This window comes from Pseudomonas cavernicola (assembly GCF_003596405.1).
GTDB lineage: Bacteria > Pseudomonadota > Gammaproteobacteria > Pseudomonadales > Pseudomonadaceae > Aquipseudomonas > Aquipseudomonas cavernicola.
This window is the reverse complement of the sequence record NZ_QYUR01000006.1, coordinates 503,099-517,133: the sequence shown is the minus strand read 5'-3', so window position 1 is coordinate 517,133 and position 14,035 is coordinate 503,099. Positions and strand designations below refer to the sequence as shown.

Annotated in this window: 15 protein-coding genes; 5 read left to right on the top strand and 10 right to left on the bottom strand. The window is 60.5% G+C overall.

The window, feature by feature from the left end; all coding sequences use genetic code 11:
• Positions 1–122: 122 nt before the first annotated feature.
• From D3879_RS18500 to D3879_RS18470, 7 genes are all read right to left on the bottom strand, one after another.
• Positions 123–410, bottom strand: a complete 288-nt coding sequence (locus D3879_RS18500) for a DUF3509 domain-containing protein (RefSeq protein WP_119955722.1) — start codon at positions 408–410, stop codon at positions 123–125.
• A gap of 54 nt (positions 411–464) precedes the next feature.
• Positions 465–701: a hypothetical protein gene (locus tag D3879_RS18495; RefSeq protein WP_119955721.1), complete on the bottom strand. Its 237-nt coding sequence runs from the start codon at positions 699–701 to the stop codon at positions 465–467.
• A 562-nt stretch (positions 702–1,263) separates the two neighbouring features.
• Positions 1,264–1,476 carry a cold-shock protein gene (locus tag D3879_RS18490; RefSeq protein WP_119955720.1) on the bottom strand — a complete coding sequence of 71 codons (213 nt, stop codon included), beginning with the start codon at positions 1,474–1,476 and terminating at the stop codon, positions 1,264–1,266.
• A gap of 316 nt (positions 1,477–1,792) precedes the next feature.
• A complete protein-coding gene (tcyN, locus tag D3879_RS18485; protein ID WP_119955719.1) occupies positions 1,793–2,572 on the bottom strand; it encodes an L-cystine ABC transporter ATP-binding protein TcyN in 780 nt (259 codons plus the stop codon).
• Between the two features lie 7 nt (positions 2,573–2,579).
• Positions 2,580–3,245: a cystine ABC transporter permease gene (gene tcyL / locus D3879_RS18480; RefSeq protein WP_177412472.1), complete on the bottom strand. Its 666-nt coding sequence runs from the start codon at positions 3,243–3,245 to the stop codon at positions 2,580–2,582.
• Positions 3,245–4,045 (bottom strand): cystine ABC transporter substrate-binding protein, encoded by an 801-nt coding sequence (gene tcyJ / locus D3879_RS18475; RefSeq protein WP_119955717.1) that lies wholly within the window; start codon positions 4,043–4,045, stop codon positions 3,245–3,247. Before tcyJ ends, tcyL begins: the two co-directional genes overlap by 1 nt.
• A 111-nt stretch (positions 4,046–4,156) precedes the next feature.
• Positions 4,157–5,161 carry a D-cysteine desulfhydrase gene (locus D3879_RS18470; RefSeq protein WP_119955716.1) on the bottom strand — a complete coding sequence of 335 codons (1,005 nt, stop codon included), beginning with the start codon at positions 5,159–5,161 and terminating at the stop codon, positions 4,157–4,159.
• A 280-nt stretch (positions 5,162–5,441) separates the two neighbouring features.
• Here D3879_RS18470 and D3879_RS18465 point away from each other — a divergent pair, with 280 nt between their 5' ends.
• The 4 genes from D3879_RS18465 (at position 5,442) to D3879_RS18450 (ending at position 9,230) form a co-directional block, all read left to right on the top strand.
• Positions 5,442–5,813 carry an antitoxin Xre/MbcA/ParS toxin-binding domain-containing protein gene (locus D3879_RS18465; RefSeq protein WP_119955715.1) on the top strand — a complete coding sequence of 124 codons (372 nt, stop codon included), beginning with the start codon at positions 5,442–5,444 and terminating at the stop codon, positions 5,811–5,813.
• Between the two features lie 100 nt (positions 5,814–5,913).
• Entirely contained in the window at positions 5,914–6,666 is a 753-nt protein-coding gene (locus D3879_RS18460; RefSeq protein ID WP_119955714.1) for an RES family NAD+ phosphorylase, read from the top strand.
• Between the two features lie 621 nt (positions 6,667–7,287).
• The gene (locus D3879_RS18455) at positions 7,288–7,689 is read left to right on the top strand and encodes an SEL1-like repeat protein (RefSeq protein WP_119955713.1); all 402 of its coding nucleotides are present in this window, start codon (positions 7,288–7,290) and stop codon (positions 7,687–7,689) included.
• A gap of 53 nt (positions 7,690–7,742) precedes the next feature.
• Positions 7,743–9,230, top strand: a complete 1,488-nt coding sequence (locus D3879_RS18450) for a DNA recombination protein RmuC (protein WP_119955712.1) — start codon at positions 7,743–7,745, stop codon at positions 9,228–9,230.
• A gap of 39 nt (positions 9,231–9,269) precedes the next feature.
• On the opposite strand, the gene D3879_RS18445 is transcribed toward D3879_RS18450, so the two are convergent.
• The 3 genes from D3879_RS18445 to D3879_RS18435 are packed head-to-tail and all read right to left on the bottom strand — an operon-like array spanning position 9,270 to position 12,829.
• Positions 9,270–10,157: a metal-dependent hydrolase gene (locus D3879_RS18445; RefSeq protein ID WP_119955711.1), complete on the bottom strand. Its 888-nt coding sequence runs from the start codon at positions 10,155–10,157 to the stop codon at positions 9,270–9,272.
• Positions 10,158–10,175: 18 nt separating this feature from the next.
• On the bottom strand, positions 10,176–11,954 hold the full coding sequence (locus D3879_RS18440) for an SDR family oxidoreductase (RefSeq protein ID WP_119955710.1): 1,779 nt from the start codon (positions 11,952–11,954) through the stop codon (positions 10,176–10,178).
• Positions 11,951–12,829 (bottom strand): M24 family metallopeptidase, encoded by an 879-nt coding sequence (locus D3879_RS18435; RefSeq protein WP_119955709.1) that lies wholly within the window; start codon positions 12,827–12,829, stop codon positions 11,951–11,953. The genes D3879_RS18440 and D3879_RS18435 overlap by 4 nt, the downstream gene beginning before the upstream one ends.
• A 263-nt stretch (positions 12,830–13,092) precedes the next feature.
• Between D3879_RS18435 and D3879_RS18430 the strand changes: the two genes are divergently transcribed.
• Entirely contained in the window at positions 13,093–13,905 is an 813-nt protein-coding gene (locus D3879_RS18430; protein WP_119956348.1) for a MerR family transcriptional regulator, read from the top strand.
• Positions 13,906–14,035: the final 130 nt, after the last annotated feature.

Sequence of the window (14,035 nt, the reverse complement as noted above, 5' to 3'; positions counted from 1 at the left end):
CGCAGAAGCGGAACTTAAAGAGTCTGTGCTGGTGCTCCGTTTGTCGAAGTGGCCGAATTATCGAGGGCAAGGCACTTGCAAGTCGACGGCCCATAGCTTGTGGGGCTTGGGCTTGCTCACTATCAGGCAGGTATGTAGGGCATAACACCTGCATTCTCTGCCAGTTGTTTTTTTATTTCTGTGGATAAAGACCCTGAGCGGATGGAAAGCTCGCGGCGAACATCTTCTATCACTCGACCAAATACATCAGGGCTATTCACTTCTTTTGAGCTGATAACACGGCTATAAACCGGTACATTGGTCGTGTCCGCCAAGGTGAGCACTATGCCGCCATCAGGTCGGCGGTTGCCGAGGGAGACGCGGAGCGGGTGAAACGTTTTTTCAAGTAGACCGATATTGATGTGTTGCATGACGGCGCTCCATCGCAAGAGTGGTTAGTTGTGACCGTCATGGAGCAGTTGGGTTCACGCAGTAAAGCCCTTGGTGGCCAATACTTGACGTGTTCGATCGATTACCAACTGCAGTGATCCGGAGGAGTACTGTTCTGGATACAAGCGTTCGCTATGACGGGCAATGCCGCGTTCGTTGACGATGGTGAAACTGAAGCAGCCCTTGCGAACAGCTTGGATCTGGCAATCGAATGGGGCGAAGGCGGTAGATAGGGTGCGAATAGCATCCTGAACTTGGTGTTGGGTGGACATATTTATTAGGTGTTTCCTACAAATTACGGTTATGTGACCGCGAAAATTAAAAGCTCCGATGTCGCTGACCAAATGGACAGACGGAATTAATCTAATCGGAGCAGGGCCGCAAGATAAAGTTCCGCAGTATCGCGGCGCTTAGGCTGGCAGGTAGGTACTTCGGAGGGCAGGCGGTACCCAGGATGGTTAGAGATCCTGGGTGGCAATCCTGATCAATCGACAGGTTGGCTGGGGCAGAGTAAATGGCCTTCGCCGCAGTCTTTCGAGTTGGAAAGAGGCTGGCAGAAGTCTTTACCTGGGAGCCATCGAGGGGCCGGATCCTTGGTGTCAGCAGGGCGCTCTTAGTGAGCGGATTTGCTGGAGGAGGTGAGCGGCCTAATTGACTTTCAGCTTGGTACTAACGAGCGCATTGTAACCGATAGGTCAGCTTCTGGATACGGGGCGGAGGTGTCAGGTAGAGCTAAAACTCCGTTCGGATACTGGGTCCTTGGGCTGTTTGGTAAAGTCCGGGCACAAAAAAGCCCCGCCATGGGGCGGGGCTTTTTGATCAGGACAGGGGGGGTTAGACCACCTGAACTTCTTCAGCTTGCATACCTTTTTGGCCTTTGGCAGCCACGAAGGAAACAGTCTGGCCTTCTTTCAGGCTCTTGAAGCCGTCGCTCTGGATGGCTTTGAAGTGCACGAACAGGTCGTCGCCGCCAGATTGTGGAGTGATGAAGCCGAAGCCTTTCTCATCGTTGAACCACTTGACGGTACCAGTTTGGCGATTGGACATGGTGTATCTCCTTGAACAAAGTTAACTACGGTCCTGGAAGAGCCCAAGCCGAGACTGAGTGCAAAGAGTAAAAGGAGTCGAGATGGTTGGATCGAGATCTAACATCAATTGCGATTCGCGGTGACACATGCAGCACAGTCGCAACACCATACGCGGTTTGCCCGGTAAGTGCGAGCCTTTGTGCTGCCGTTAGTCTAATGCCTAGGGCCCGCCCTTAGCCTGGGGCAGGCTCAACCTATGTGGGGCCCGACGCGTTGTCTGAGCCGATCGCAGATATTCATGAGCGGTGCGACGCGCTCTTCCTGCTCCGTGTGGCTTAGGGGCTAGCCGGCTCGCGGGGCTGAGATCCTGATTGCGAGAGAAATTTGCTGAGAAACTGCTTGGTGCGCTCTTCGCGCGGGTTGGCAAACAGTGCCTTGGCTTCGCCTTGCTCGACGATTACACCCTTGTCGATAAAGATCACCCGGTTGGCCACATCGCGGGCGAAGCCCATTTCGTGGGTGACAATGATCATGGTGCGTTTCTCTTCCGCCAGGCTGCGGATGGTGGCCAGCACCTCTCCGACCAGCTCCGGATCGAGCGCTGAAGTCGGCTCATCGAAGAGGATTACGTCCGGCTCCATTGCCAAGGCGCGGGCGATAGCGACACGTTGTTGCTGGCCGCCGGAGAGCCGCCTGGGGTATGCATCCTCCTTGCCCGCCAGTCCCACCTTGGCCAGCAATTTGCGCGCCCGCTCCACGGCGACGCTGCGCGACTCTTTCTTGACCACGATGGGGCCTTCTATGACGTTCTCCAGTGCTGTGCGGTGGGGGAACAGATTGAAGCTTTGGAAGACGAAGCCCACATGCTGGCGCAGTGCGCGGATCAGCTCCTTCTGTTTAGTCAGGGGGCGGCTACCGTCGATCAAAATATCGCCGACGCGAATGCTGCCGCCGCTGGGCTCTTCCAGCAGGTTCAGGCAGCGCAACAGGGTGGTTTTCCCCGAGCCGCTGGGGCCGATGATGGCGACCACTTCACCCGGCGCCACATCAAGGTCGATGCCGTTGAGTACGGTTTGGCCTTTGAAGTTTTTGCTCAGCTTGCGAACTTCAATCATGCGCGTTTCATGACTCTTGGTTGTGGCGGTTCACCTGTGCTTCCAGGTGGTTTTGCAACGTTGCCAGTGCGCTGGCGAGCACCCAGTAAATCAGTGCTGCGGCCAGGTACATGGTGAAGATCTCGAAGGTTCGCGCGGTGATCAGTTGGGCCTGACGGAACAGCTCCGGCACCTGAATGGTGGCAGCCAGTGCAGTGTCCTTGACCAGCGAGATAAAACTGTTGCCCAGTGGCGGCAGGGCGGTGCGGGCGGCTTGCGGCAGGATGGCGCGACGCAGGGTTTGTGCAGGCGTCATGCCGATGCTGGCGGCGGCTTCCCATTGGCCGCGGTCGATTGAGGCAATCGCTGCGCGGAGGATTTCGCAGGTGTAAGCGGCCATGTTCAGCGAGAAGCCGATCAGCGCCGCAGGCAGGGGCTCCAGCTGGATTCCCAGTTGCGGCAGGCCGTAATAGATCATGAAGAGCTGCACCAGCAACGGTGTGCCGCGGAAGAACGAAACGTAGATCCGCGAGCTCCAGCTGAGCACCCTGAAGCGCGACAGGCGCATCAGGGCCAGAAGGAAGCCGAGCAGCAGTCCGAAGAACATCCCGCCCAAGCTCAGTACCACCGTATAGATCGCGCCCTTCAGCAGAAAGGGCACGGAGTCCAGCGCAAGCTGCAGGCTTGCTTCGATCATTTGGTCACGTCAGCTTTGAACCATTTCTCGGAGATCTTCGTCAGGGTGCCGTCGGCACGCAGTTTAGCGATGGCCTTGTCGATGGCGGCAAGCAGCTCGGGGTTGCCCTTGCGCAGGGCAATGCCGGCTTCCTGAGGGGCGAAAGGTTTGCCTGCAACGGCCAGCGTATCGCCGGTCTTGCTGATCAGTTCGAAGGCGGCGAGGCGGTCACCGAGGATGGCGTCGAGGCGACCGACACGCACGTCCTGGTTACGGGTCGCATCGTCATCGTAGGTGCGGATGTCAGCCTCCGGCACATTGTCCTTCAACCATTGCTCATAGTTGGTGCCCAGCACTACACCGACTTTTTTGCCGTTTAGGTCTGTGGGCTTGCTGAACTGGCCTTCCTGGCCTTTGCGCGTCAGCACCTGGATGCCAGACACGGTGTAAGGCGCAGAGAAGTCGTACTTCTTCTTGCGCTCCTCGGAGATGGTCACCTGATTTATCACCACGTCCAGGCGCTTGGATTCCAGCGCGGCGAGGATGCCGTCCCACTTGGTTGGCTGGAATTCCGGCTTGACCCCCAGTTCCTTGGCCAGCGCCTCGGCGAACTCGACTTCGAAGCCAGTCAGCTTGCCATTCTCATCCTGATAGTTGAAGGGCGGGTAGGTGCCTTCCAGGCCGATCTGGATGGAGCCGCGCTGCTTGATCTGTTGCAGCAGGTCTTCAGCCGCGAAACTGTTGCCGATGAAGCTGGAGCCGAGCACAAAGCCCAGGCTGCCGAGCAAGAAGGTGCGGCGTAGAGCAAAGAAGTTCATAGCGTATCCCTGTGTTGTTGTTAAGAAGTGGGGTAACTATAGAACCAAAATTTATATGTAATAAAATGATAAAAAATTTAGTTGTGCGTACTTTTTGGAATATTAATTCGGTTAACTCAAACTTGCAGCTGGATGATAGGCGAATAACGCAGGTGAGCCGCCGGTATGCAGAAATAACAGTGGGCCGTTACCGGAGAAGCGCTGGCGAGCAATGCCATCAAGCAGGCCAGCCATGGCTTTACTGGTATACACCGGGTCAAGCAGCAGACCTTCACTGCTGGCGAGCAGCTTGATAGCTGCCAGCGCTGCGGCATTCGGTTCGCCATAACGGGGACCGAAATATTCGTCCCACAGTTCGATAGCAAAGCCTGTCGGCAAGGAGATGCCGAGCAATTCAGCCGTGCGTTCCGCCAGACCTTGCACCTTCGGCAGTTGTGCGGCGACGCTACGTGAAACGGTGACTCCGATTACCGGCAGATCCGGCAATAGCTGCGTCAGGGCCAAGGCCAGGCCGCTATGAGTGCCCGCGCTGCCGGAGGCGAGCACCAGCGCAGAGAAGTTCAAGCCGGTCTGTTTGATTTGCTCCGCGAGCTCCACACCCGCACGCACATAGCCCAAGGCGCCCAGCGGATTGGAACCACCAATCGGTACCAGGTAGGGCGTTTTGCCTTCGGCGCGCAAGCGCTCGGCGAGAGCTAGCAGCTGTTCATCGGCGTTGTCGAGGTTGTCGACCAACTCGACCTGCGCATCAAACAGATCCAGCAGCAGTCTATTGCCGTTGCTCAGGTAATTGCTGTCAGTGCTGCCGATCGGATTTTCCAGCAGCGCGACACAACCCAGGCCCAGGCGTGCGGCAACTGCTGCGGTCTGCCGCACATGGTTGGACTGGATGGCGCCAGCGGTGATCAAGGTGTCCGCGCCCAGGCGAAGAGCGTCGGCGGCGAGATATTCCAGCTTGCGCACCTTATTGCCGCCCAATGCGAATTGCGTCGTGTCGTCGCGCTTGACGTAGATATCACGACCCAGCTTGGCGGACAGGTGAGCCAGCTTCTCCAGAGGTGTTGGAGCGCTGAACAGTTCGAGGCGAGGAAAGCGGCTGAGCTCTTTGCTAATCATGATGTCTGACTAAAAGTTCGCTGAGGGATGTCGTTGACTGGCTGTTGCTTACCGATGCCGTTGACTATAGGTAGGCGGTAATCCTTGGTGCAACTCATGTGCAGATTTACCCACTGTTTGCGGTGTTTTTCTGCTTTGCCCACAACGTCGAACCAGTCTTCTAAACAAATCACTGTTAGTTGGGCTCTCACGGCCTGGGCTCGGTTATCGAATGGGGCTTTCCTTGTGTGTTTGTGCTATTTGATATTAGTATTGTTGCAAACGCACAGGGGGTTTCGCCATGAGCGCACTCATTAAAGCCTTACCTGACGCCGATACGGTGCTGGCCAAGGCCTTGCTCAATACCCGAGAACAACTGGGGCTGACGCAGCAGGAGTTGGCGGAGATTGTTGGCGTGCATCGCACTGCGATCACCCGCTGGCAGGACAGCGGCGGCTTGCGTCCGCAGAGCAAGACCGGTGAACTGGCCTTGTTGTTGATCCGTGCCTATCGGGCCTTGTTCGCCTTGTTCGGCGGCAATCTCGGCGACATGCGGCACTTTCTGCGCACCGAAAACCGGCATCTGGCGGGCGTGCCGCTGCAGCAGATGGGGAGCGTGCAAGGGCTGGTGCGGGTGGTCGAATACCTGGATGCCATTCGCGGCAAGGTCTGAGAACCTGTTTCATATCTGCTGCGGTTGGCTATGTTGCGTTGAAAACCGGCTGGCCTGACCTGCGCTTACAGGTTCTTAGTCAAGTTAAGGAAGAGTGGCCATGGATATCTGGCAGGCCTGCCGCGGTGCAGAACAGATCAAGCCGCTACGCGGGCGTTTGGTGCGCATAGTGGAAAGCCAGGAGCAGGTCGCGACGCTGCAATTGGTCGACAACCTGGCGGAGCAGGCGTTGCTGGAAGAGTTGATCGAGTCCAGCAAACCGCCGCTGCCGAAAAGCGCCGAACCGCTGCATTATCTGTTGAAAACCCCTTTTCGCTATCCGCCGCTGCGCTGGGGCTCGCGTTTTGGCGGCGTCTACGAGCCCAGTCTGTTCTACGCGGCCACACGTCTGGAAACCGCCATGGCCGAGACGGCGTATTACCGTTTTGTGCTGTGGGACGGCATGCTCAGCCCGCCACCTAGCGGGCGTATCTGGTCCGAGCATTCTTCATTTGAGGCGCGCTATCGGGTTGAGCGTGGTATCCAGTTGCAGCACCCGCCGTTCAGCGAGCATCAGCGTGAACTGACCGATCCGCTGCACTACCGAGCGACTCAGGCGCTCGGTGGGGCGATGCGTGGTGCCGGAGTGGAGGCTTTTGAATACCGGTCCGCCCGCTGCCCGCTGGGGGGCGCCAATGTCGCGCTGTATACCCCGCAAGCTTTCACGGAAAAGCGTCCGCGTAACCTGACGCCCTGGCTGTGCGAAACCACCGCTGCCTACGTGGCTTTCAAGCATGCGCAGGCCCCCGATACGCCGCGGTTGTTTCGTTGGGACGACTTTCTGGTCGAGGGGCAGTTGCCGCAGCCTGCGTGATGCCAGCGACCGAGTGAGCGGCTTGCTGTGCATCTGGCCATTGGCTATTGACGGTAGCTCGCAGTTGTTTGGTCTGGATGCTGAGGTGCTGCAGTGCACAGGTTTGGCGCAAGGATTGGCGCCGGCTTTGCCGAGCACAACCCCAGCGATTCTGGCTGATTGTCGCCTGCCTGCTGGGCTTGACCGAGTTGGGGCGTTTTTCTTGTGCCTTGCTTCGTTTGAGTACGCACATGCCTATTAGATTTAACCAGCAAAGCGCCACGTAGACGCCCTCAAACGGGGCGCCCAGGGTGCCTCTGCGTAAACTTGTGCACAATTGCGAAGCGGCTTGTCAAGCGTCTTCCGCAAGCGCCTGCAAGCTCTTGATTCTTTCTGTGAATTTATTAAGTCAATGAAAAATATAGATTTTTTTAGCTGGTGAAAAAAGCATCAGTTTGACTTGGAGGCCCATCCCATCGGGCCTGGCGACTCTTGCTACCAAGTTGTCCACTGAGTTATCCACAGCTTCTGTGGATTGTCCCGAGCGCTTGCTCTAGATCGCGGTTGGGCGTCTTTGGCAAGTCATTACCGCCGAAAAAAGGAGTGGAGTGTGGCGCGCCTTTCCCACCATTCCAGTCATTTATGCCTCGCGTCACACTCCCTCGGCCTACCGCTCCAGTCTCGGTTCGCCCACGTCTGCCACTTCGGCCAGCTTTTCAGGTTGTTGGACAGCTGGGGCATGTCGCCAGTGTTAAGTGTTTCGCTGTGCGTTTGCTCAAGCTGCCAGCCCGCCAGAGTGTGGTAGTCGCGCAAAGTCGTCTGGGGCAGTTGCTCTGTCGTGACTGCGGTAATACCCGTGGCCGCCGGATTGGCCTCGAGCTGCTGCACCAGGCCGCGCGCGCGGGTGGCCGGCGAGTTCAGTTGGAGTTGGGACGACTGTACAGCCAGCCACGTCAGCATGAGCCGCAACAAGCTAGGCATTGGCTGGAACAAGCCGCCGCGGAAGCGAAGCGGCTGCTGAACAACCTCCACCCCCATTCTTAAGCGTGTCGTGCGGGGCTGGGTATACTGCCCGGCATTCTTGCGCGGAGCCGACTATGCCTATCGATTTGCCTAACTTGCTGATTGGTTTGTCCGCAGCCGCCGTACCGCTGTTGGCGCTGGCTTGGCAGCTGCAACGGCGTTTAGCTCTCAAGCAGGCGGAGTGCGCATTAATCGATGAGCGCTTGAGCACTGCGCAACTGGCTCAGGATGGCCTGGCTGCGCAGCTCGATGCTTATCGTAGTGAAGTCGGCGAACTCAGCGAGACTAAAGCCGAGCAGCAAGCCGAGCTGGCCGCCCTTCGTCGCGAAACCGAGTTGCTGCAGGTTGAACGTGGCACGGCGTGCGAGGCTGCCCAGGCCTGGCGTGCCGAGCGTGAACAGAAAGAGGCCGAGCTGCGTCAGCTGAGCGCCGAGCGTGCCGGCCTGGCTGCCGAGCTGCGTGAGCAGCAGGACAGCCATCAGCAGCGCTTGAACGACTTGCAAGGTTCCCGCGATGAGCTGCGTGCGCAGTTCGCCGAACTGGCCGGGAAGATCTTCGATGAGCGTGAACAGCGCTTTGCCGAAACCAGTCAGCAGCGCCTTGGACAGTTGCTCGATCCGCTCAAGGAACGTATCCAGTCCTTCGAGAAGCGCGTCGAGGAGAGCTACCAGCAGGAAGCCCGCGAGCGCTTCTCTCTGAGTAAGGAGCTGGAGCGCCTGCAACTGCTCAACCAGCGTCTGAGCGATGAGGCGACCAACCTGACTCGCGCCTTGAAAGGCCAGAAGACCCAAGGTAACTGGGGCGAGCTGGTGCTGGAGCGGGTACTGGAGCATGCCGGCCTGGAGAAGGGTCGTGAGTATCAGACTCAGGTCAGTCTCAAGGGCGCTGAGGGTGACCGCTTTCAGCCGGACGTGTTGATTCTGCTTCCCGGCGACCGCCAGGTGGTGGTGGATGCCAAGGTCAGCCTGACCGCGTATCAGCAGTTTGTTGCCGCCGACGATGAGCCGCTCCGCCAGCAGGCGCTGAAGCAGCATGTACTGTCGTTGCGCAACCACCTCAAAGGCCTCTCGGTGAAGGATTATCAGCGCCTGGAGGGGCTGCATAGCCTGGACTTCGTGCTGCTATTCGTACCGATCGAAGCAGCTTTTGCCGCGGCGTTGCAGGCCGATTCCGGGCTGTTCCAGGAGGCTTTCGAGCAGAATATCGTGATCGTCAGCCCGACCACCTTGCTTGCCACCCTGCGGGTGATCGACAGCCTCTGGCGCCAGGAGCGGCAGAGCCAGAACGCCCGCGAGATCGCCGAGCGGGCGGGCGCGCTGTACGACAAATTCGTCGCCTTCATTCAGGACCTGGACGAGGTCGGCAGTCGTCTGCAACAGCTGGACAAGGCCTACGCCGCGGCACGCAATAAGCTCAGCGATGGCCGCGGTAATATCATCAGCCGCGTGGAAAATCTCAAACTGCTCGGCGCCCGCGCCAGCAAGAGTCTGCCGACGGACTTGCTGGAGCGCGCGGCCGGTCTGCCGCATTTCAATGAAGCAGTCGACGAGACGGTCGATTAGCTTTGTAGGCGGGGTGAAGCACTGCCCCAGCCTTCACGTTCAACCGCGTTGCGCTTCGGTCGCTGCCCGCTGCGCCGCTGGCGAGTTCTGCAGATAGTCCAGCGCGACCTTGATATTCCCCTCGCTACGCGGATGGAACCAAGGCAGGAAGTAGCGCAGCACCGAGCGCCCAGTACCACCCATAGGCGGCAGCACATCGCGCTTGCCCAGCTCGTACCAGAGCTTGAAAAAGCCGGGGCGGTAACGAGTCGTCGGGTCCTGGCGCATCATCAGCCGCGAGCCAGCGCTGAACAGGAAGATCAGCGCCGGTACTGCAATCAACATATAGAGCCAGCGCATCAGGATGCTGCCGCCCAGGTGCACATGCAGGTCATGGGCGACGCAGCGGTGCTCGATTTCCTCGGCACCATGCCAGCGCAGCAGGTCGAGCATCACCGGGTCGGCGTCATCCAGACTGCGGGTGGTGATGATCCAGTCACCGAGCACGCAGGTGAAGTGCTCGACGGCGGCGATGAACCCGACCCGCTGGCGCAGCCACCAGGTTTGCAGTAGTCGGCTCAGCTTGTTTTCCCCCAGCGGGTAGTCGCACAACGCCTTTTCGAACAGCCACTCCAGGCGTTTTGTGAAAGGTCTGTGGTCGATACCGTGGCGCACCAGATAGGGCGTTAGCGCACTGTCATGGGCGCGGGCGTGCTGCGCCTCTTGGCGGATAAAGCCGCGTACATCCTCGCCGACTTGTGCGTCGGTCACCAACGGCAAGGCGCGATTGTAGACCCGGCAGAACCAGAACTCGCCGGCCGGCAGCAGGATGTGCAGGGTATTCATGATGTGCGAGGCCTCCGCTTCGCCGGGTACCCAGTGCAGCGGGGTGTCGGCGAAGTCGAAGCGTACTTTGCGTTGTTCCAGGCGATGCGGTTGTTCGCTCATTGTTGTTCTCCTTATCGATCAGGCGGCCAGATTCAGGCGGGCCAGCAACCGTGACAGCCAAGGCGCGAAGCGCCACTGGGCGACACTCAGGTGCGCCTCGCCGCCGACGGCGATCACCGCTTTGTTGTGCTGCACGGCGCGCACCAGTTGTTGCGCGACTGTCTCGGGGCTGAGGTTGCGGCGGCGGTAGAGGCGCTGGGTTTTGGCTTTTTGTTTGGCTTCTGCGGCGGCACTCAGGCCGTTGAAGCGGGTGGCCTGAATGATCCCGGTGTTGACCAGGCCAGGGCACACGGCCGTCACGCCTATGCCTTGCCCGGCCAACTCGGCCCGCAGGCATTCGCTGAGCATCAGTACTGCGGCCTTGCTGGTGGCATAGGCTGGATAGTTACGCGACGGCACGAAGGCCGCAGCCGAGGCGATATTGACGATATGCCCGGCCTTGCCGGCCTCGACCATCTGCCGGGCGAACAGCCGGCAACCGTCGATTACGCTCCACAGGTTGACCCGCAGCAGGCGTTCCCAGTCCGCCGCGCTGGTGTCCAGCATGGCGCCGGCCATGCCGATGCCGGCGTTGTTGACCAGGATGTCGACGCTGCCGAAGCGTTCCTTGACCCAGCCGGCGAAGGCTTCCATCGCCGCGCTGTCGCCGACGTCGAGCTGGTAGGCGTAAGCCCCGGCGCCGAGGGCCCGGGCCAGTTCGGCGCTGCGTTCGGCGGCGGGCAGGTTGATGTCGGCGGCCAGCACGCTGGCGCCGCGCTCGGCGAAGCTGAGCAGGGTGGCGCGGCCGATTCCGCCACCGGCGCCGGTGACCAGCACCAGCTTGCCGGCATCTGGGCCGGCATCCGGTTTGACCTGCGCCCGTTGCAAGGCCTCGCTGTTCTCACCTTGTTCCTGGTAGCGGACGAACTCGCGAATCCAGCTTGCCAATTGCGTGGGCTCGGCCAGCAGTTGCCAGTGTCCGGCGCGGATCTCGCGGCGCCACAGCTTGGGTGCCCAGCGCGACAGCTGCTCGAACAGTTGTGGTCGCACATAACGATCGCGGGTCGGCACTATTAGCTGCACCGGCACCTCGGTATGGCGCTGGCGTGGCTGGAACAGGCTGTGGATAAAGTTGGCGCGGTACAACTTGACCCCATGCTGACCATCGGCAGCGAGGCTGGCGCTGGCTTTGGCACCTCGTACGCCTTCGACCCGCTGCAGATACTTCGGCCAGAGCCGGGTCAGACCGGCGCGCCAGGCCAATTCCGGCAGCCAGGGCGTATGGAATAGGCCGATGTACCAGGAGCTCAGCAACTGCCCGCCAACCTGCGCCCAGGCGCGTGGGCTTTTCTGCTGAAGGCGGTCGCGCATCCAATGGCCGACATGATCGAGGCAGGGCCCGGAAATGCTCGTGTAGGAGGCCAGCAGCGGTGCCAGGCGCGGTTCGGTCACTGCCTCCCAGCTCTGGATCGAGCCCCAGTCATGGGCGACCAGATGTACCGGCTGATCCGGGCTGAGTGCCTGGATCACCGCCTCCAGATCATTGGCCAGTTTGTCCAGCCGATAGTCCAGGCGCTTGCCTGGTTTGTCCGAGGCACCGAAGCCGCGCACGTCGTAGGCGAAGATCCGGTAGTCGGCGGCCAGTTCGCGCACCAGCGGCAGCCAGACCTCGTGGTTGTCCGGGTAGCCATGCACCAGCAGCAGGGTTGGGCCGCTAGTGTTGCCCCAGCGGTAGGCCGCCAGTTCGACGCCATCGCCTGTGACCCGCTGATGTTCCGCTTCCAGCTGCCCTGGTTCGAGCTTCAGCTGCGCGTTCATGCGGCCACCGGCTTGGCTGCGAGCAGGCCACGCGCCTGCCAGCGGCGCACGTGGGGCAGGTCGTCGTCCAACCAATAGGCGTCGGTCTCGGTGACCACCAGCAGTTCCTCGAACTTGGCGCCGACCCCGCGAAAGCCCAGGTGCGGCTCCACCGCCCAGAGCCCAGGCGTCGGTGGATGCTCCGAGCGGGCATTGCTCGACCAGAGCGGCGACCAACCCTCGCGCCGGCCGGTGATCAGCGCGTTCTTCATCAGGGTGGCGATATTGCGCACGCCGAACCGCGCCACTGAGGGCCCGCTTTTGCGTTCGCCGAGCTTCTCTACCCGATGGGCCAGAACCTCGAACGGATAGGCCTTGTGCCGCGGCAGGGTGCCCTGCTCGGCGCACAGGCGATCCACTGCCTGGCTGACCTGGGCCATGGGCAAGCGCTGTTTGATTTGCTCGACTATCAGTTGGCGATGGGCCATCAGGTCATCCAGCAGCCGCTCCACCATCAAGTTCTCGCCGAGTGCGCCGGAGTAGCCGATATCGGCGGTATAGGCACCGAGGGTTGGCGCGCAGTCGAGGATAAAGGGCATGCCTTCTTCCAAGCGCTGCTTGCCTGGATAGAACGCCAAGTTGAAGCCACCCAGGTGACGCAGGCCGTCGAAGCCCTCGAACGCGGTGCGTCGGCCGAACCAAGCGAAGGGCTGATGGAACCAGTCCTGCACCCCGTGATCCTGTAGCCAGGTCTTCATCAGCGCCGCGGTTTCCTTCTCGCTGATGCCGGGCTTGAGTTCCTTGGCGATACTTTCCGCACAGCGATAGGCGAGTTGCTGGATGGCGCGAAATTGCGTCAGGTCGTAAGCGGTCAGGGCGGGAGTGCTGGCAGGCATGGAAGTTCTCCGGTGGCGGTCAACTATTACATTGTTCAATGTCACATTGAGTATTGGTGAGGATGAGCGCCTCTGACCAGTGCCTTGCTCGGCCGCGGCTGTGGCCTGTTACCGTGTTACCGCTGCCCTGGGATACGCGCTGCGGCTGGACTGGATAACTTTTCGGCGGGGTTCTATGGCGTGCGCTGCGAGCAAGTCCAACCCAAGGTTGGGTGGGTTGACGTGGTTGTTGGCGGCCGATGCGGGCGGCTATGATCGCCGCCATGAAAAACGTCCCTTCCTTATTGCAGCGTCTCTTGCTTCAGACCCCGGTCACTGCCGAGCTTGAGCCAGCGGCGGAGTACACCGTCGATGAGCTGGCCCGTGAGGCCGGCACTACCGTGCGTAATCTGCGTGCCTACCAGGACCGCGGCTTGCTGCCGCCGCCGCAGCGGCGTGGGCGGGTGGGTATTTACAGCGCTGAGCATCTGGCCCGGCTCAAGTTGATCGGCGAGCTGCTGGAGCGTGGCTACAGCATCGCCAGCATCCGCGAACTGCTGGAGGCCTGGCAGCAAGGCCAGGGGCTGGCGCAGGTGTTGGGGCTGGATCAGGCGATCATCGGTCCGTGGAATCAGGAGGAGCCCGGCAGCCTCGGTTTCGATGAGTTGCAGGCGTTGTTCGGCACGGCCTTGGACGATGGGATGATCGACCGGGCGCAGGCCCTGGGGCTCTTGGAGTTCGCCGGCGACCATCTGCGGGTGCCTAGTCCGCGGCTGTTCGCCGCCGGGGTGCAGCTGTTCCAGGCCGGCATTCCGCTGCCGGTGCTACTGGATGAGCTGGCAGCGATTCGCGCCAATGTCGAACAGGTGTCCGCGGGCATAGTGCGGATGATCGTCCAGCACCTGGTCAATCCGCTGCTGGCCAACTCTCTGCCGCGCGCCGAAGAGCTGGAGCGTCTCAGCGCACAACTGCTGCAGCTGCGCCCGCTGGTCGAGCAGGTGGTGGAGACTGAACTGGCCCGCGGCCTGCAACTGTCGGCCAATCGGGAGTTGGGCGAGCGGGTCGGCGAACTGCTCAAGGGTTTTCTCAAGCCGTAGGGTGGGTTAGCCGTAGGCGTAACCCGCCATCTGCCGGCTATGGGCTGCGCCCTGGCTGACTCCGCTGGTGGGTTACGCCGCTGCGCGGCTAACCCACCCTACAAAATCGGTCTTCAACAGTTAGCCGCTA